17 protein-coding genes and 1 pseudogene are annotated in these 17,106 nt (G+C 63.2%); 4 read left to right on the forward strand and 14 right to left on the reverse strand.

Going from position 1 to position 17,106, the window contains the following annotated elements; all coding sequences use genetic code 11:
- Window positions 1-107: 107 nt before the first annotated feature.
- Entirely contained in the window at window positions 108-1,040 is a 933-nt protein-coding gene (locus tag ONR57_RS16810) for an HAD family phosphatase (protein WP_265124694.1), read from the forward strand.
- A gap of 36 nt (window positions 1,041-1,076) precedes the next feature.
- Here ONR57_RS16810 and ONR57_RS16815 read toward each other — a convergent pair whose 3' ends face one another.
- The 7 genes from ONR57_RS16815 to ONR57_RS16845 all read right to left on the reverse strand — a co-directional run bounded on the left by ONR57_RS16815 (window position 1,077) and on the right by ONR57_RS16845 (window position 7,098).
- Entirely contained in the window at window positions 1,077-2,195 is a 1,119-nt protein-coding gene (locus ONR57_RS16815) for a lysophospholipid acyltransferase family protein (RefSeq protein ID WP_265124674.1), read from the reverse strand.
- Complete coding sequence (locus tag ONR57_RS16820; protein ID WP_265124675.1) at window positions 2,192-3,415, reverse strand: NAD-dependent epimerase/dehydratase family protein; 1,224 nt, start codon at window positions 3,413-3,415, stop codon at window positions 2,192-2,194. Before ONR57_RS16820 ends, ONR57_RS16815 begins: the two co-directional genes overlap by 4 nt.
- 184 nt (window positions 3,416-3,599) lie before the next feature.
- A complete protein-coding gene (locus ONR57_RS16825; protein WP_003402602.1) occupies window positions 3,600-3,701 on the reverse strand; it encodes a 30S ribosomal protein bS22 in 102 nt (33 codons plus the stop codon).
- A 218-nt stretch (window positions 3,702-3,919) separates the two neighbouring features.
- Window positions 3,920-4,165: a helix-turn-helix domain-containing protein gene (locus ONR57_RS16830; RefSeq protein ID WP_265124676.1), complete on the reverse strand. Its 246-nt coding sequence runs from the start codon at window positions 4,163-4,165 to the stop codon at window positions 3,920-3,922.
- Window positions 4,166-4,323: 158 nt separating this feature from the next.
- The gene (gene proC / locus ONR57_RS16835) at window positions 4,324-5,160 is read right to left on the reverse strand and encodes a pyrroline-5-carboxylate reductase (RefSeq protein ID WP_265124677.1); all 837 of its coding nucleotides are present in this window, start codon (window positions 5,158-5,160) and stop codon (window positions 4,324-4,326) included.
- Between the two features lie 53 nt (window positions 5,161-5,213).
- Entirely contained in the window at window positions 5,214-6,116 is a 903-nt protein-coding gene (locus tag ONR57_RS16840; RefSeq protein ID WP_374116471.1) for a sugar phosphate isomerase/epimerase family protein, read from the reverse strand.
- 34 nt (window positions 6,117-6,150) lie between these two features.
- Window positions 6,151-7,098 carry a Ppx/GppA phosphatase family protein gene (locus ONR57_RS16845; RefSeq protein ID WP_265124678.1) on the reverse strand — a complete coding sequence of 316 codons (948 nt, stop codon included), beginning with the start codon at window positions 7,096-7,098 and terminating at the stop codon, window positions 6,151-6,153.
- Between the two features lie 32 nt (window positions 7,099-7,130).
- Here ONR57_RS16845 and ONR57_RS16850 point away from each other — a divergent pair, with 32 nt between their 5' ends.
- Entirely contained in the window at window positions 7,131-7,925 is a 795-nt protein-coding gene (locus ONR57_RS16850; protein WP_265124679.1) for a hypothetical protein, read from the forward strand.
- A gap of 92 nt (window positions 7,926-8,017) precedes the next feature.
- Here ONR57_RS16850 and ONR57_RS16855 read toward each other — a convergent pair whose 3' ends face one another.
- The 5 genes from ONR57_RS16855 to ONR57_RS16875 all read right to left on the reverse strand — a co-directional run bounded on the left by ONR57_RS16855 (window position 8,018) and on the right by ONR57_RS16875 (window position 13,162).
- Entirely contained in the window at window positions 8,018-8,704 is a 687-nt protein-coding gene (locus tag ONR57_RS16855; protein ID WP_265124680.1) for a response regulator transcription factor, read from the reverse strand.
- Complete coding sequence (locus ONR57_RS16860; RefSeq protein WP_265124681.1) at window positions 8,701-9,903, reverse strand: cell wall metabolism sensor histidine kinase WalK; 1,203 nt, start codon at window positions 9,901-9,903, stop codon at window positions 8,701-8,703. The genes ONR57_RS16855 and ONR57_RS16860 overlap by 4 nt, the downstream gene beginning before the upstream one ends.
- Before the next feature lie 165 nt (window positions 9,904-10,068).
- A complete protein-coding gene (locus ONR57_RS16865; RefSeq protein WP_265124696.1) occupies window positions 10,069-10,833 on the reverse strand; it encodes a phosphoglyceromutase in 765 nt (254 codons plus the stop codon).
- A gap of 64 nt (window positions 10,834-10,897) precedes the next feature.
- On the reverse strand, window positions 10,898-12,487 hold the full coding sequence (locus ONR57_RS16870) for an AMP-binding protein (RefSeq protein ID WP_265124682.1): 1,590 nt from the start codon (window positions 12,485-12,487) through the stop codon (window positions 10,898-10,900).
- Window positions 12,488-12,586: 99 nt separating this feature from the next.
- Window positions 12,587-13,162 (reverse strand): YbjN domain-containing protein, encoded by a 576-nt coding sequence (locus tag ONR57_RS16875; protein WP_265124683.1) that lies wholly within the window; start codon window positions 13,160-13,162, stop codon window positions 12,587-12,589.
- Window positions 13,163-13,524: 362 nt separating this feature from the next.
- Between ONR57_RS16875 and ONR57_RS23385 the strand changes: the two are divergent.
- Window positions 13,525-14,091, forward strand: a pseudogene (locus tag ONR57_RS23385) (Mesocentin); the annotation flags it as partial.
- 24 nt (window positions 14,092-14,115) lie between these two features.
- On the opposite strand, the gene mshA reads toward ONR57_RS23385, so the two are convergent.
- Window positions 14,116-15,501, reverse strand: a complete 1,386-nt coding sequence (gene mshA / locus ONR57_RS16885) for a D-inositol-3-phosphate glycosyltransferase (protein WP_374116474.1) — start codon at window positions 15,499-15,501, stop codon at window positions 14,116-14,118.
- A gap of 159 nt (window positions 15,502-15,660) precedes the next feature.
- Between mshA and ONR57_RS16890 the strand changes: the two genes are divergently transcribed.
- Window positions 15,661-16,410, forward strand: a complete 750-nt coding sequence (locus tag ONR57_RS16890) for an SDR family NAD(P)-dependent oxidoreductase (RefSeq protein WP_265124685.1) — start codon at window positions 15,661-15,663, stop codon at window positions 16,408-16,410.
- On the opposite strand, the gene ONR57_RS16895 is transcribed toward ONR57_RS16890, so the two are convergent.
- Window positions 16,407-17,106 (reverse strand): UDP-N-acetylmuramate dehydrogenase (locus ONR57_RS16895; protein ID WP_265124686.1); only part of this gene is annotated, 700 nt, incomplete at its 5' end. The genes ONR57_RS16890 and ONR57_RS16895 overlap by 4 nt on opposite strands.

Consider the following 17,106-nt stretch of genomic DNA (forward strand, 5'->3'; position numbering starts at 1 on the left):
TGGCGTGTGGCGGGAATGTCCTGCGTCTAGTGTGGTGGAGAGATGCGGCGACGCGGGAGGTGGACGTGCCAGAGCGTTCAGGGTTTCTGAGCACAAGTTCGGAGTGGATGCGCAATAGGTGGGAGGCGCGCAGGCCCTTTGGAATGAGCCTGGCTGAGCGACTGGCAAATATCGCCGGTGAGGCGAGCGCTGAAGCTGCTCATGCCCTGCACGAAGCTGAATATGAAGCTGCTGAAGGCCCTGAAGCCGCTGTCCCGAGGGATCTCACCGCCGCTGCATTTTTCGATGTCGACAACACGATGGTCGCCGGGGCATCGTCGATCCATTTCGCGCGCGGGCTCGCAGCGCGGAAATACATCGCTGTTTCCGACATGGCGCGCTTCGGCTGGCAGCAGCTGAAGTTCCGGCTGACGGGGCGCGAGAACAGCAAAGACGTCGCGAGCGGCAAGGAAAAGGCCCTCGCGTTCATCTCCGGCCGTTCAACAGCCGAGTTCACGCAGCTGGGTGAGGAAATCTACGACGAACTCATCGCTGACAAAGTGTGGCCCGGCACGCGGGCACTGGCGCAGATGCATCTTGACGCCGGGCAGCAGGTGTGGCTCGTGACCGCTACCCCCGTGGAACTAGCCCAGGTAATCGCGAAGCGCCTCGGCCTCACCGGCGCTTTAGGCACCGTTCTCGAGAGCCGGGATGGCCGGTTCACTGGCCGGCTCGTCGGTGACCTGTTGCACGGCCGGGGCAAAGCCCACGCGGTGCGAGCCCTTGCCGCCCGTGAGGGGCTCAACCTGCGGCGGTGCACCGCCTACTCCGACAGCTTCAACGACATGCCCATGCTCACGGCTGTGGGCACGGCCGTGGCGATCAACCCGGATTCAGATTTGCGCGAGGTGGCGAAAGCACGCAGCTGGGAGATCCGGGATTTCCGCACCGGTCGTAAAGCCGCGAAGATCGGCATTCCCACGGCTCTTGCGCTCGGCGCACTTGGCGGCACCGCGGCGGCGGTCTTGAGTCGGCGGGCCGAAGCGAAGGCGCAGCACTGAGCGCGCCTTCGCGCCCGAGCCAGAAACTCCGCTGGCCTAGCCGAGGAAGATATTGCGGCGGTTGGCCAGCACTCGGTACAGCGTCTGCTGGATCGTTTCACGCACCTGGTCGGTGAGATCGAATACCACCATGGGGTCCTCAGCCGATGCGCTCCCGTATTGCTGGGTGTCAATCGGCTCCCCGAAAACGATATGCCACTTCGTCGGAAGCGGGATAGCGCCGATTGGACCGAGCATCGGAAAAAGCGGCGTGACCGGGAAATACGGCAGGCCAAGCAGCCTGGCCAGCAGCTTGAGGTCCGCGATTTTCGGGTAGATCTCCTCCGACCCGACGATGGAGCACGGGATAATTGGCGCGCCGGTGCGAAGCGCCGCTGACACGAACCCGCCACGGCCAAAACGCTGCAGCTTGTAGCGGTCTGCGTATGGCTTCCCGATCCCCTTGAAGCCTTCTGGGAACACCGCGGTGAGTTCGCCGTTGCGGAGCAGGCGCTCAGCATCCGGGTTGCACGCCAGCGTATGCCCGGCCTTGCGCGCGAGCGTCGACACTACGGGCATCTCGAACACGAGATCGGCGGCCAGCATACGCATTGGGCGATGGCCGGGGGTCCGGTCATGCACGGCGACTGACGTCATCAAACCATCAATCGGAATAACGCCGGCGTGGTTGGCGACAACAAGTGCTGCCCCATGCTCAGGCAAGTTCTCGATTCCGGAGACGTCAACCCGGAACCACTTTTCGTACAGCGGCCGCAAGAGCGGCAGCAGCACACCGTCGTTCAGGTGCTGATCAAACCCGAACTCGTCAACCTCATAATCACCGGTGAGCCGCTTGCGCAAAAACGCTGCCGTTTCAGCGACCTGTCCTGCGAGTTTGTGGCGAACGCCGCCTAGCGGGATTGGGATCGGGAGCGCGAAGTTGCCGGTGCCGCCATTGTCCGGCTCCGCCACGGCATCATCGTCAGGCTGGCTCCCCAGTTCGGCGATGCCGGCGCCAGTGGTTTCATCGGACTCGTCCGCCGACTCGTGCTGCTCAAGGAACTCATCCTGACTCGGATGCACCGCCCGGGCACCGCTGCGGCGGCCAGATCGGCCAGGGCCATCGCCGTGTAGCGGAATTACCTTCGCCACGTCGTCCGTCTCCCTTGGGTTCATGCCCACCGCGCTGCTGCGGCGACAACTCTCGATTCAAGTCTGCGCACTGCGTCTGGATCGACCACCGAAGCCGCCCTTCGACTCCGGAGAAAATCATCGAACGCTTGCAGCGTCGTCCACCGCGGAGTGAAGCCGAGCTGCGTTCGCATGCGAGTGGTATCCATGCCGCAGCCGAAGACCAGATAATCGAACTGGTCAGAACTGTAATCGTGGAAACCAAGCCGCTTCTGGAGGCCGGAGAGCGCCGCGAAAGCAGCGGGGAACATTGGCGCCTGTACTCCCCCCGCGCGCCGGATCGCCTGCGAGAGCGCGACCACGCCGTCCGCCCCGACATTGAAGGTACCGGAGACTTCGGCCAAAGTCGCGCGTTCGAGCGCAGCGAGGGCGTCTTCGTCGTGCAGCAGCTGCATGCGCGGGTCCCGCCCGAAGATCGTCGGCACGAGCGGCTGCAACAGGAAACGGCTCAGCTCGGTTTCAAGCCGCGGACCGATAATCGGTGCCAGACGCAGTATCGTCGTCGCGATATCTGGACGGCGGCGGCCGAGTGAGCGCGTGTACCCCTCTACGTCGAGGCAATCGCGCGCGTATCCGCTTCTCGGTGGCCGGCGCGCGCTCATCTCTTCCGTGAACATAGCGGGATCCTTCGAACTGGACCCGTAGATGGTGGAAGACGACTTGAGGATCACACGCTTCACCGACGCTGATTTCTGGCATGCCGCGAGCAGCTGCATCGCACCTATGACGTTCATTTCCTTCGTCGCTGCCCGCCCTCCAGCGCGTGACGGGTGCGATGACATCGACAGATGCACAACTGTGTCAACTTCCGCATTGCGGACGACTTTTGCGATGAGCGGATTCCTGATATCAGCGCGCACGAAATCGGCACGGCCCATCCGTCTGCGCATGTCCTTGGTTGGCGGCACCGCATCCACCGCAATCACCCGTTCGATATCCGGATGCTGTGCGAGACGGGCGGTCAGAAATCCACCAACGAATCGGCTGGCGCCGGTTACCAGCACGACACGGGGCAGACCCGCGCGGTCCGTAGCGTCACCGGACTCGCCGATTTCAGCGGGTGTGTCGGCATCATCCGGGCGTGCATCGCCGCCGGAGGCTGGATCGCCCGTTTCAGCGCTTCGTGTGCCCTGCGGGTCGCCCGCCTCATGTGACTCGTCGCCCGCAGAAACCACGTCGCTCTCCCCCGCTGACATCGTTTTCACCACCACCACCCTAATCCGATCCCCGCAGCGCAGACAACGGTTGAACGGACGCTTTACACAGCCGGTGCGCGGCTCGGCGCGTCGGCACAGTACACATCAGCCCGCCACCGCAGACGGTGACGGGCAGCAATGTGTGAAAGCGCCGAACCGGGGGCAGCCGCAGCTGGCCACGCCCCGGCCCGAATCACTTACCGAGTTTACGACGCTGCACCCGCGTCCGGCGCAGAAGCTTGCGGTGCTTCTTCTTCGACATGCGCTTGCGTCGCTTCTTGATCACTGAACCCATCGTGGGCGCCCCTCGTTCTGTTCAACGTCATCTGCTGCGGCACGCGTTTCCACGCACCGAATGGAACCAGCTGGCCAGCCGAGTACGCCCGCCCGGGCCGCAGCCCGGCGCTCAGGCCCGGTTATGAGATGGAGACTCAAAGCCAGTCAGCTAGCACGCCGAGGCTCGATGTTACCGGCGATACCGCCCAACCTGTTAACCGAGGGTCGGCCCAACCGCTATCCCACGTCGAAATACGACTTGCGCAAGTAGTCGTCGACTGCTTGGGCCTGCACGCGGAATGAGCGTCCCACACGCACCGCGGGCAAATCACCACCGTGCACCAAGCGATATACCGTCATCTTCGAGACGCGCATCATCGCTGCAACTTCAGCGACCGTCAGAAACTTCGCCGACCCAAATACCGACTGGGTGACGTTATCCGATCCGGTACCACCCGTTGTGGGCGTGTCATCCGCCGCCATGTTGTTCTCACCTCCAGCCCGCCTCGCGCCGCCGGCTTCCCCTCCGGCGGTGTCGACACGTGCGTGCTTTATCGAGCTTAGCGGGACAACTGGGCACAATGCGACGGGTGTGCCTAATTGGCGCAAGAACATTTTTGTGGTATTAGCACCGGTAACTATCAGTTGGACTGCTTGCCAAGCTCGACCGACCGGTCCCGGGCTGCTTCAAGGGCTTCAAAGAAGCTGGCGCGCAACCCATTCTGTTCGAGGGCGGCGATGCCGGCAGCCGTCGTGCCGCCGGGAGACGTCACCGCGTACCGAAGCTGATTCGGCGCAGTCGCCGACGACGCCTTGTCCTCCAGCGCACGCTGGAGCATGGTGGCGGAGCCGGCCATCGTTTGCACGACAAGCTCAGCTGCGCTGTCACGCGGGAATCCAAGCTTCACGGCGGCGTCGATCATCGCCTCCGCCACGAGATAGAAATAAGCGGGACCCGATCCGGAGACAGCCGTCACCGCATCCATCATCTGCTCCCCGACCGTGAGCACACGACCGACCGGTTTCAGCAACTCGACGACCACATCGACATGCTGATCCGCTGCGTACCGGCCGGGCGAAATGACGCACATCCCCTCGTTGACGAGCATCGGCGTGTTAGGCATAACGCGCACGACCGGCGTGCCCGCCGGCAACTTCGCCTCGTACCAGCCGAGCGTCAAGCCTGCTGCAAGAGACACCACCGTCTTCTCGCGGTCGGACACCTCCATAACCTCGACGAGGCCATCGACAACCGCCGCCACGTCGCCCGGCTTCGTTGCAACCACCACCACGTCTGCTGACTCGGCCGCGTCACGCAGAGACATGGCGCGAATTCCGAAGCGCCGCGAAAGCTCAGCGGCACGCTCTTGCATCTTCTCGGATACCACAATGTCGCGAGCCGCCCGGCCCGATGCCAGTAGCCCAGAGAGCAGAGCCTCGCCGATACGTCCGCCACCAATGACCGCGATTGTCGTCATGGCCAGTAGGTTGCCACGCTCGCCGCCCGGCTTGCCAGCCGCCCCGCCGTCACCTACTGCGACGGCCTGATATCGTCCGCACCAACACTCAAATGAGTGCGTGCGAACTGCAGTGCCTCGGTGAGCATCATCGCGCGCTCACCCGAAGTGCGCGCATGCTTTGTGCTGATTTCCAGTACCACCTGGCCGGCGAAGTCACTCTCGGCGAGGCGCCGGCACACCTCCGCGCAAGGCTGTGTGCCGTGCCCCGGCAGCAAATGCTCGTCAACTGAGGCGCCGCGACCATCAGCGAGGTGGACGTGGACGAGACGCTCACCCATCCGCTCCGCGAGCGCGAGCGCATCCATTCCCGCAGTTGCGGTGTGCGAGAGGTCAAGGGTGTAGTGGGGGTGGTCCACGTCGGTCGGGTCATAACTCGGGGCAAACGCCGAGACGGCCGGGCCGGGGCCGCCTCCACGCACGCGCATACGCTCCGCGGAGCGTGACCGCTTGCCGAATAGGCGGTCGGCCCGCATTGGGAACATGTTCTCCACCGCGATGTGCACGCCTGTGGTCTTCTCCAGGTTCACCACCTGTTCAGCGAACCCGTCGACGTACCGGCGCTGCCAGCGGAACGGTGGATGCACCACCACTGTCTCCGCCTCCAAATCTGCCGCCATCTGTGCGGACCGGTCGAGTTTCACAACCGGATCCGAGCCCCATACACGCTGCGAAATCAGCAGGCAGGGCGCGTGGACAGACAGCACCGGCACGCCGTACTTGCTCGACATTTCGCCGATCGTCTGAGTGTCCTGGCTTATTTGCTCCGCCCACACCATGACTTCCACACCGTCGAAGCCGAGGTCAGCGGCGTACTGAAAGGCTGCTTCCGTGTTTTGCGGGTAGACCGAGGCGGTCGACAGACCTACCTTGATGTGGCCTCGGCGCAGTGGGGCATCCGGTATGCGTGCACTCACGTCCCTGCACCCGCCCGTTCTGGCTGACGTTTTCTCATGCGTTCGATGCTCCATTGATGAACCCTGTGTCGAGTTTGCGCAGGATGAGCCCTTCCCGCAAAGCCCAGGGGCAGATGTCAACCGTCTCCACCGAAAGCGCGCGCATCGTGGCCTCCGCCACGAGTGCACCAGCGACGATCTGAGGTGCACGATCTGCGCTCACGCCTTCGAGTTCAGCCCGGTCTGATGCCGTCATCCGTGAAATGAAGGCGATGATCTGTCGCAAACCGGGTTCTGTGAGCGCGCGCCGGACCCGGGGCCCCGCCGACGACGGTGCCGCTCCCGTCAGCCTAGCCAGCGAGCGAAAAGTTTTCGACGTCGCGACCACCAGATCCGGCGCACCAGCCTGACCAATCTGTTTTGCGACGCCAGCCAACTCCGCATCCAGCCAGTCCCGGAGAACCGCGATCCGGCGCCTGTCCGGAGGGTCTTCCGGCAGCCACTCTCTCGTGAGCCGTCCCGCGCCCAGCGGCAGGGACAGCGCGGCATCGGGGTCCTCATCAATGCCGGTGCTGATTTCCAGTGACCCGCCACCGATGTCGAGGTTCAGAATGCGGCCCGCGCTCCAGCCGTACCACCGCCGAACCGCCAGAAAGGTCAATCGCGCTTCCTCCACGCCCGGCAGCACCTCGAGCGCCACACCTGCTTCTTCTTTCACGCGCGCCAGGACAGCTTCCGAGTTCCGCGCGTCCCGCACCGCCGACGTCGCGAACGCCATGAGCTCTTCGCAACCGGACGACTGCGCAATGGCCGCGAACTCCGCGACCGTCGACACCAGGCTATCCGCGCACTTGCTCGTCAGGTTACCGTTCCTGTCGATCTGCTCGGCCAGGCGCAATGCCGCCTTCGTCGAGCTCATCGGAGTCGGATGACCGCCGCGATGAGCGTCTACCATCAACAGATGGACCGTGTTACTCCCCACATCGAGGACCCCAAGACGCACACCTCCAACTTAGACCGCTACGGTCTGACGCTGTGACTCAGCCTCGCCCAAAATTGCCCGAAGTCGCGCCGGATTTCCCGCGCGAGTGGGTCGAGTTTCTTGATCCTGCAGATTCAGATCACCTGATTTGTGCTGATCTGACCTGGCTTCTGTCGAGCTGGACCTGCGTATTCGGCACTGGTGGATGCCACGGAATCGCGCCTGGGCGCGCGTCGGATGGCTGTTGCTCGCACGGAGCTTTTCTCTCGGACGACGACGACCGTGAACGGGTGATAGCGGCAGCTGGTGAGCTCACCGCCGATGACTGGCAGCACATCAACGAGGCCACCAACCCGGAGACGGGGGACCTCGACATCTATGAGACTGACGAACTCGACGGCGAAGACGCGCTGCGTACCCGGCAGCACGAGGGTGCGTGTATCTTCCTGAACCGGCCCGGATTCAGCGGCGGGCCAGGCTGCGCCCTGCACGGCCTCGCACTGCGCACTGATCGCCATCCCTTGGAGCTGAAACCAGATGTGTGCTGGCAACTGCCCATTCGCAGGTCCCAGGAGTGGATTACCCGGCCCGACGGTGAACAGGTGCTTAAGACAACGCTCACCGAGTTCGATCGGCGCGGCTGGGGGTCCGGTGGCGCAGACCTTTCCTGGTGGTGCACTTCGTCACCCGAGGCACACATAGGGCCGGAGCCCGTGTGGAAATCCTATGGGCCGGAGTTGCGCGAGCTCATCGGGGCGGAAGCGTACGGCGAGCTGTCGCGGTTGTGCGCGCGACGGGCCCAGCTTGGACTGGTCGCCGTACACCCTGCTACCACCGCAACCGACTAGTCCAGTTCCAGACACTCGCCCTTCCATTGGGAATTTGCCCCGTCCGTGGCCCGGGCAAATTCCCATCAGCGGGGCACCTTGATGCGCCGGGCCTACGGCTCGAGCTTGTAACCGAGTCCACGCACGGTGACCAGGTGCCGCGGCTTCGCCGGATCCCGCTCGATCTTCGAACGCAGCCGTTTCACGTGCACATCGAGGGTCTTGGTATCACCGACATAGTCAGCACCCCACACTCGGTCGATCAACTGACCGCGGGTAAGCACCCGGCCGCTGTTGCGCAACAAGTACTCGAGGAGGTCGAACTCTTTCAGCGGAAGCGTCACTGCCGCACCGTTGACCTGCACAATGTGCCGATCGACGTCCATGCGCACCGGCCCGGCCTCAAGCAGGGTATCGCTCGCTGATTCGATTTCGGGTTCTGCGCCACGGCGAAGGACCGCGCGGATACGTGCTATGAGTTCACGCGACGAGTACGGCTTGGTGACGTAGTCGTCCGCACCGATCTCAAGCCCCACGACCTTGTCGATTTCACTGTCACGTGCGGTAACCATGATTACCGGCACAGTCGAGCGCGCTCGCAACTGTTTACACACCTCTGTGCCACTCATACCGGGCAGCATCAAATCGAGAAGAACAATGTCTGCTCCCGCGCCGTCGAACGAATCTAACGCCGCAGGGCCATCAGCGGCGATCGTGACGTCGAACCCCTCCTTGCGGAGCAGAAAGGCCAGTGGGTCGGCCAGCGATTCTTCGTCCTCAACGATCAGCACACTTGTCACCGGCGTATTTCCTCTCTATGTTCCATCGGCTTTATGCCGCTGGGACTATCGTCGGCTGAGTCGTCCGCCTCCACATGAGCGGGCAGCACAATGGTGAATGTCGATCCGGTGCCGGGACGGCTCCACATTCTGATCGACCCGTTATGGTTCGCTGCGACGTGCTTGACGATCGCGAGTCCAAGTCCGGTGCCACCGGTGGCACGTGAACGGGCCTTATCCACCCGGAAGAACCGTTCAAAGACGCGTTCGTGGTATTCGGGCTCGATGCCGATACCCCGATCGGTCACGCTGATCTCCACATATCCGTCGCGCACATTGCGGCTGATCGTAACGGGAGTCTTAGGCGGCGAGTAGGAGATCGCGTTGGACAGGAGGTTGGTGAGCGCGGTGACGAGCAGCGTGCGGTCGCCGAGGACTTCAAGCCCACTCGGGAAGTCCGCGGTGATGGTTATTTCGGCTGCGTCAGCGGCCACCGCCGACCGCTCCATGGCCTCGGTGACCACCGAGTCGACATCGACCACGTCGAGGTCGGGCAGTTTCTCGGCACCCTGTAAACGAGAAAGCGCGATCAGTTCGTTAACCATGTTGCCCAGCCTGGTGGATTCGTGCAGCATCTTCTCGCCGAAATGGCGTACTGAGTCTGGATCGTCGGCGGACTCGAGTAACGCTTCAGTGAGAAGGCTTACCGCTCCCACCGGAGTTTTCAGTTCATGGCTGACATTTGCAACAAAATCGCGGCGCGTCGCTTCCATGCGGACTTGTTCCGAATCGTCCTCCGCATAGATCACCGCGATTCGGGGGTCAGCAGAGTGGAGCAGATGTACGTGCCCGCGCACCGAGACCGCGCTGCGCGGAAATGGCTGCATTTTCGTTGACACGTCGAAATCGACGCTTTCACCCGAATCGAAGACTTTCTGGCTCGCGGCCCACGCCCGGTCATCCAGAAGGTGATTACGAACCACACCGAGTTCCTCGACCCGGAAGTTGGAGAGCAGCACGTGCTGGTGCTCGTCGACCACCGCGATACCAATCGGCGACGAGGAGACGACCAGATCCAGAACCTGCGAGACGGTGAGGCCCTCGCGGTCCGCTGCGCGCGCCTGGGCGCGTGCTTGCAAGCGGGAATTGATTGCCGATCCGGCAATCGCTCCGAGGGCCGCCGCAAGCACCGCCAGCAGTACAGCCTGAACGATCGTCACATAGTGAATCGTACGGAAAAAGGTACAGCCGCCCTAATTTCACGTGCACATTTCAATACAAGTCACACCTAGCGCGAAGGGTGTTTCCCGATTAGTTCCCTGTTGTTCACTAAACGTATAGCGAGCCGCAGAATTCGCGCCAAGATCGCTCTTTCACGCGTGGTTTCACTTGCGCTGAGCGCCCTGGGCAGCAACCGCTGCGGCACCCGCAGCTGCAGCGGCGGGATCGAGATAAGTGCCGCCCGGGTTTGATGGCTTCAGGTCGTCACCGCTGAATTCGTACACCAGTGGAATGCCGGTCGGGATGTTCAATCCCGCGATCTCCTCATCCGAAATACCATCAAGGTGCTTGACTAGCGCACGGAGCGAGTTTCCGTGAGCAGCGACCAGCACCGTCTTGCCGGCACGCAAGTCAGCGGTGATCGTCTCTTCCCAGTACGGGAGCAGGCGCTCGACCACATCGGCGAGGCATTCCGTCAAGGGCCCACCGTCGATGTCGGCGTATCGAACGTCCGTGTCCTGACTGAACTCGCTGCCTCGCTCGATCGGCGGCGGTGGCGTGTCATAGCTGCGCCGCCACATCATGAACTGGTCGTCACCGAACTCAGCGAGCACCTGCGCTTTGTTCTTGCCCTGCAGCGCTCCATAGTGACGCTCGTTGAGGCGCCAATCGCGGTGCACTGGGATCCACAGCCGGTCCGCCGCATCAAGCGCCACGTGTGCGGTGCCGATCGCGCGCCGCAGCAGCGACGTGTACAGCACGTCCGGGAGAACATCTTTTTCGACGAGAAGCTCACCGGCCCGCTTCGCTTCACCGGTGCCTTTCTCTGTGAGAGGTACATCCACCCAGCCTGTGAAGAGGTTGAGCGCGTTCCATTCACTTTCACCGTGCCGAAGCAAAACAAGGGTTCCGATACTCATGCCCATCATCCTCGCATGAGCACCGGACCCTCGCGCCACGTCAGCGCGCGATCACCTCAGCATCTGAGACGGATTACGCGGACGCGGTTTCCCGGGCACGCAAATCCTTGCGCAGGATCTTGCCGCTGGCAGACTTCGGTACCGCGTCGAGGAACTCCACCACACGGACCTTCTTATGCGGGGACACGCGCTCCCCCACAAAGTCGATTACATCCTGTTCGGACAAGTCCGCTTCCGGCTGCCTCACGACGAACGCTTTCGGTACTTCCTCGCCTTCTTCGTCGTGCACACCGATGACCGCAGCATCTGCGATCTGCGGGTGGGTGAGCAGCAGTGCTTCAAGTTCTGCGGGCGGGACCTGATAGCCCTTGTACTTGATGAGTTCCTTGAGCCGGTCGACGATCGTCACCACACCGTCGGGGGTTACCGTAGCGATATCGCCAGTGCGCAGGAAACCGTCGCTAGTGATCGTCTCGGCTGTGGCCTCATCATTCCCCAAGTAACCGCGCATAATGTTGGGTCCCTTGCACCACAACTCGCCGGGCTCACTGACTCCGGACTCCGGCAGCTGGACTTCCTCACCCGTCACTGGGTCAACGAGTTTGCACTCCATGTTGGGCACCGTGAACCCCACAGAGTCGAGCGCTACGTCATCACGATCCACCGGTATCAGGTGGCTGACCGGGCTCATTTCGCTCATGCCGTAGCCCTGGCGAACCGAGCAGCCCAGCCGGTCCGCAACCGCCTTGCCCAGATTTGCGTCCAGCGGCGCTGCCCCAGAGAACACGAGTTCCACGCTAGAAAGGTCGAATTGGTCAACGGCCGGGTGCTTCGCGAGCGCCACTGCTATCGGCGGGGCGATGAACACCTGGGTGCACTTGTGCTCCGAGGTGATGCGCAAGAATTCCATCAGATCAAATCGCGGCATGGTGACCAGCGCCGACCGGTTTCGCAGCGCGATGTTGAGCAGCACCGTCATGCCGTAAATGTGAAAGAACGGCAGCACCGACAGAATACGGTGCTGGCCGCCCCCGAGCGCACCGCTTGACTGGCACACATTGGCAACGAGGTTGCGGTGCGTCAGCATGACCCCTTTCGGGCGTCCTGTGGTTCCCGATGAGTAAGGCAGCACCGCGAGGTGCTCAGCCGGGTCAATCGTCACTCGCGGCGTCGGTGCGAGTTCTGTCAGGAGATCACGCAGCGATGCATGGCCCTCCGCGCCGTCGAGAACAACAATCTTGTCGTCATCCAGACCTGCGGCTGCGGCGCCTTCCTTCGCCTGCGGAAGCAGCGGGGAAACAGTGAACAAGAATTTCGCGCCCGAATCGCTGAGCTGTTTCTCGATGTCCCCTGCGGTGTACAGCGCATTGATCGTCGTCGCTGTTGCTCCCGCGCGCAGGATGCCGTGGAAGACCGCACCAAATGCTGGAACGTTCGGCGAGTGAAGCGCAACGACGTCGCCTGGCTCGATCCCCCGCGCAGCCAGCGCGCCCGCCACCCCATTGATCTGCGCAATGAGCTGGCCGTAGGTCGTGACTGAACCAGATGGCCCATCGATGAAGGCAGGCAGTTCGAGTTCAGCGTCGGTAATCGATCCGAAGAGGAACTCGTAAACACTGGTGGCTGGGATTTCGACGTCAGGAAATGGACTGTGGAAGCTCATTGTGCTCCTCGCTGCAGGCGAAATGCGGTGTGATTTCGCCCACCGTAGCACCCTCCTTTGCGCTGCACTTTAAGCGACCTCCGCATGTGGTCGCCAGCGTCAGGGGCTCCCGGCCGCCCCTGGCCGGGAGCCGCGCTGGGAGTCAGAATCCTTGTCCCCGTTGCTCTCTCCATTTTTCATGAGATGTTCGAACGCTTTGAGGTTGGCAAGCGACTCGCCGCGAGAAATTCGCCAGTCCCATTCTCTGCGGATTGATGAGATGAACCCGATCTCAAGCAGAACATTGAAATCGCCGTCAGCCGCTTCGAGTACCTGTCCCAGGAGGCGGTCGAGTTCGTCGGGCGTCACTGCGTGGTGCGACATCCGGCCGACGAGGTAGATATCGCCATTGCGATCGATCGTGTACGCAACGCCATATAGTCGGCGATTTCGCTGCAGCAGATACTGATGGACGGCGGGTTCGTTCTCGTCCGGGTGCCGGCACACGAAAGCTTCGATACGTACGCCGTGCACACCGACCGTCAGCAGGCAGGTGGTCTTGAGCTTGCGAACGCCCGGCAGTTCTACGATGACGTGCTCATCGCCGCGACGCTCATAGGTGAGCTCGCGATCCTTCAGGGTCTCCTCAATTGTGGCGAGTGACCGTTGGACGTCCTCGGTGACATCTTCTGCCATGCCTTCGCTCTCCTTCCGGGGGCCTGCTCACTCCAGAGTGCCATGTTCGACGGCTCGCCCTACGCGCGAAGATAAGGATTGCATCCCGCAAAAGCGGGTTCCGCCGCGCCACAAACATTTTGATCGGCACACTGATTCCGGCCGATTCCGCCAAGATCGACTGCGATTTCCAACACGCTGGTTTAATACGCGTATACAGCTTCGGTGCCGTGTGCGCCGAAGACAACTCTCAGCAGGAAGGACCAAGTGTGAAAGCCTCCTACGCACGCCTAGCCGCGGCCCTTTGCGCCCTCCCCCTCGTCCTCGCCGCCTGTGGCGACAACGGCACGACAGACGATGACGCGGCCCCTGCCACCACGCCGGTGGCAACAGAGGACGCGCCAGCCCAAGAAACTGACGCAGAGGGCAGCTGGGACCGGGACGGGCAGCCAGTTGATGGCGGCCCCACCGGCGCTGACGGCTCCACCGGAAACAACCTCACTCACGACTACTGCGCGCATAACCAAGACCCAGCCTGCCCCGTCGGCAGCTACACCGGCCCACACGTCACGGTCCATGACAATCACGGGCATTGGGACAACGACGGACAGCCGCAAAACGGCGGCCCTACCGGCGCTGACGGCTCCACTGGCAATAACTTGACGCAGGAGCACTGCGCCCAGAACGAAGACCCAGGCTGCCCGGCAGGCAGCTACGTCGGTCCTGACGCGATCCCGGACCCTGATGGCAGCCCCCACTACGTTCAGTGTGAGGGCACCATCTGCACCAACCCCAACCATGGGGGTGCCGCCGGCGGATACTGGGACGCAGACGGCCAGGCGGTGCTCGGCGGTCCGGTCGGCGCGGACGGTTCGACGGACAACGGGGTTTCCCAGGACTACTGCGCCGAGAACGAAGATCCAGCCTGCCCGGTCGGCAGCTATCAGGGCTGACCGAGCGATCCACGCACGGCGCTACGCTCCGGCACGCTCGGCAGCGAACTCCTTGCGCCCTCTGCGGACCGCCAGATCGGCGACCCGGCTGCGCAGCCGGGTCGCCCCGGCGAGCGCCGACACCATCGCCGCCTTCTTCGGTGCGCCTGCAACCGCGCTGTGATAGCTGCGGAGCAGGCCCTCGGCCGTGTGCGACCACGAAAACCGGGCCGCATGGCGCGGCGCCGCGCCTGCGTACGCGGCTCGGCGCGCATCGTCAGCGAGTAGCTCGCTGATCGTCCTGGCCCATTCGCCCGGCGCGTGACCGCTGATCAGCGTGCCCGTCACGCCGTCGTCGACAGCAACGCCGAGACCACCGACGTCAGCGGCCACAACCGGTGTTCCGCACGCTTGCGCCTCAATGGCCACGAGCCCGAATGACTCGGAATAACTCGGCACCGCAACCACGTCCGACGCCCGATACACCTGCGCCAACCGCTCCGGCGGCTGAGGCGGGAGAAATGTCACCCGATCGGCGACGCCGAGTTCCCTGGCAAGCCGTACTAGCGAGTACGACTGCTCAGCCGTGCCCGAATGACCTCCTACGACCAGAACTCGCAGCCGCGTCGCTGGGTCGTTCCGCGCAATGTCGGCCGCCGCGCGCACAATCACGTCCGGCGCCTTGAGCGGCTGTATGCGGCCGACGAATGTCACGATCGCCTCGTCGGGACGCAACCCCAGCTCGACGCGCGCTGCCAGCTGACTGGCGGGTCCATATACACTCAGGTCCGCTCCGGGCGCGACGATATCGATCTTGGCAGGATCTGCAGCGTAATACTGACGCAGCGCGTCCCGCTCGTCTGCGGTGTTGACGACCAGCCGGTCCGCCTCCCCCACGACCTGCCGCTCCCCTGCCTGGCGCGCTAGCGGCTCTGGGGTATCTCCCTCTGCGAGGGATGCGTTCTTAACCGCAGCCAGGGTATGCGACGTATGCACGAGCGGCACTGACCACCGGTCGCGGGCGAGCCAGCCAACCTGACCGGAAAGCCAATAATGCGAATGCACGAGGTCGTAATAGCCGGGAGCGTGATTAGCCTCTTCACGCAGGACCGCCGCCGTAAACGGGCACAGCTGGCTCGGCAGGTCGTTCTTACTCAGTCCCTCGAATGGCCCAGCGACAATATTCCGGACCACTACCCCTGGAGCAGCTTCGACGGAGGCGGGGTCGCTAGAGGATGTCGCGCGGGTGAAGATCTCCACCTCGACACCGCGCGCGGCGAGTTCTTTCGCCGTCTGCAACACATAGACATTCATGCCGCCCGCGTCACCAGTGCCCGGCTGCGCGAGCGGGGAGGTGTGCACGGTGACGACAGCGATCCGCCGCAGGGACGACCTGCGGTCCGGGTGCGTTGAACTCACTGGGGTAATCCTGCCCTATCTACTCAGCACTGCGATGCGCCGGGGTGGGTGACACGTCCTTCTAACGCAACTCACGAAGCCGCGAATCTCTTCCACAAAATCGCAAGGAATTTTCTGCGCCTCCCGAGCGCCATGATCGTCATGTCCCAGCAACTACCATCGGAGCTCATGAGTATTCCTGAAAACACACGCGTTGCTGTTGTGACGGGCGCCAGTTCGGGTATCGGAGCGGCCACGGCGCGCGCTCTCGCAGCAGCCGGATTTCACGTCATCGCTGGTGCCCGGCGCCGTGATCGTGTCGAGGAACTCGCCCGTGAAATCGGTGGTACGGCACTGCCACTGGACGTCACAGACGAGGCGTCCGTGGCCGAATTCACGCGCGCGATCCCCCGCGCCGATGTCCTCGTCAATAACGCGGGGGGCGCCAAAGGCCTCGAGACCGTCGCTGATGCGGACCTCGACAAATGGCGCTGGATGTGGGAAACAAACGTCCTTGGCACGCTGCGAATGACACAAGCTCTGCTTCCGAAACTCATCGACTCCGGTGACGGCCTGATCGTGACGGTGACGTCGATCGCCGCCCTCGAGACGTACCCGGGCGGAGCTGGCTACACATCAGCGAAGCACGCGCAAGGCGTACTGCACCGCACGTTGCGTGACGAACTGCTCGGCAAGCCTGTTCGCCTCACAGAAATTGCACCCGGCGCGGTGGAAACCGAATTCTCCACTGTCCGATTCGGCGGCGATGAGAAGCAGGCCGCAAAGGTCTACCAGGGGTTCACTCCCTTGACGGCCAGCGACGTAGCGGAGGTGATCAGTTTCGTCGCGACACGGCCGTCACACGTGAATATCGACCAAGTTCTCCTCAAACCCCGCGCGCAGGCGGGTCCGGGCAAGTTCCACCGCGAACCGTCCTAAAGCTGGGTTCCAACGAACACCGGCTCCGGACGCAACTCGACCCCGAAGGCATCCCGCACCCCATCGCGGACTGTTCGGGCGAGAGCCACGAGATCCGCGGTGCGCGCGGCCCCGCGGTTGGTAAGCGCGAGAGTGTGTTTTGTCGAGAGCCGGGCGCGCGCGTCCGCGCCCGGGTAACCACGGCCGAAGCCCGCACGTTCGATGAGCCAGCCCGCGGACAGCTTGACACCACCATCGGCGGCCGCGAACTGCGGCACCGCTACCTCATCGCCGAGCCGGGACCGTATCGCGTCAAGCACCGACGGCAACTGGTCCCGGCTCACGATCGGATTCGTAAAGAACGAACCAGCGCTCCACGTGTCATGATCTTGACTGTTCAGTACCATCCCTTTGCGGCTGCGCAGGTCAAGCACAGCGTCACGCACCTGCCCCGCAGGAAGCCGGTCACCTTCGCGAGCGCCCAGCGTACGGGCAAGCTCGCCGTAGCGGATTGGCGCACTCAGCCCATCATCGAGAAGCCCCAGCTCCACAGACAGGACGACACCAGTGTCGGTGTTCTTCAGAATGCTGTGCCGGTACGACAGGTGCAGCTCCGCGGGGTCCGCCCAATGCACATTGCCACTTGCACGGTCGAGAAGTTGCACCCGGCGCAGCGCGGTTGCGATCTCGACACCGTAGGCACCGACATTCTGCACC

This window comes from Hoyosella sp. YIM 151337 (assembly GCF_026041215.1).
Classification (GTDB): domain Bacteria; phylum Actinomycetota; class Actinomycetes; order Mycobacteriales; family Mycobacteriaceae; genus Hoyosella.

Bases quoted from the DNA above. Each gene is read 5' to 3' on its own strand.
- ONR57_RS16810 (WP_265124694.1), top strand. From the start codon at position 108: ATGCGCAATAGGTGGGAGGCGCGCAGGCCCTTTGGAATGAGCCTGGCT.
- ONR57_RS16875 (WP_265124683.1), bottom strand. From the start codon at position 13,162: ATGGCAGAAGATGTCACCGAGGACGTCCAACGGTCACTCGCCACAATT.
- ONR57_RS16890 (WP_265124685.1), top strand. From the start codon at position 15,661: ATGAGTATTCCTGAAAACACACGCGTTGCTGTTGTGACGGGCGCCAGT.
- ONR57_RS16825 (WP_003402602.1), bottom strand. From the start codon at position 3,701: ATGGGTTCAGTGATCAAGAAGCGACGCAAGCGCATGTCGAAGAAGAAG.
- proC (WP_265124677.1), bottom strand. From the start codon at position 5,160: ATGACGACAATCGCGGTCATTGGTGGCGGACGTATCGGCGAGGCTCTG.
- ONR57_RS16870 (WP_265124682.1), bottom strand. From the start codon at position 12,487: ATGAGCTTCCACAGTCCATTTCCTGACGTCGAAATCCCAGCCACCAGT.
- ONR57_RS16830 (WP_265124676.1), bottom strand. From the start codon at position 4,165: ATGGCGGCGGATGACACGCCCACAACGGGTGGTACCGGATCGGATAAC.
- ONR57_RS16865 (WP_265124696.1), bottom strand. From the start codon at position 10,833: ATGATGGGCATGAGTATCGGAACCCTTGTTTTGCTTCGGCACGGTGAA.
- ONR57_RS16815 (WP_265124674.1), bottom strand. From the start codon at position 2,195: ATGAACCCAAGGGAGACGGACGACGTGGCGAAGGTAATTCCGCTACAC.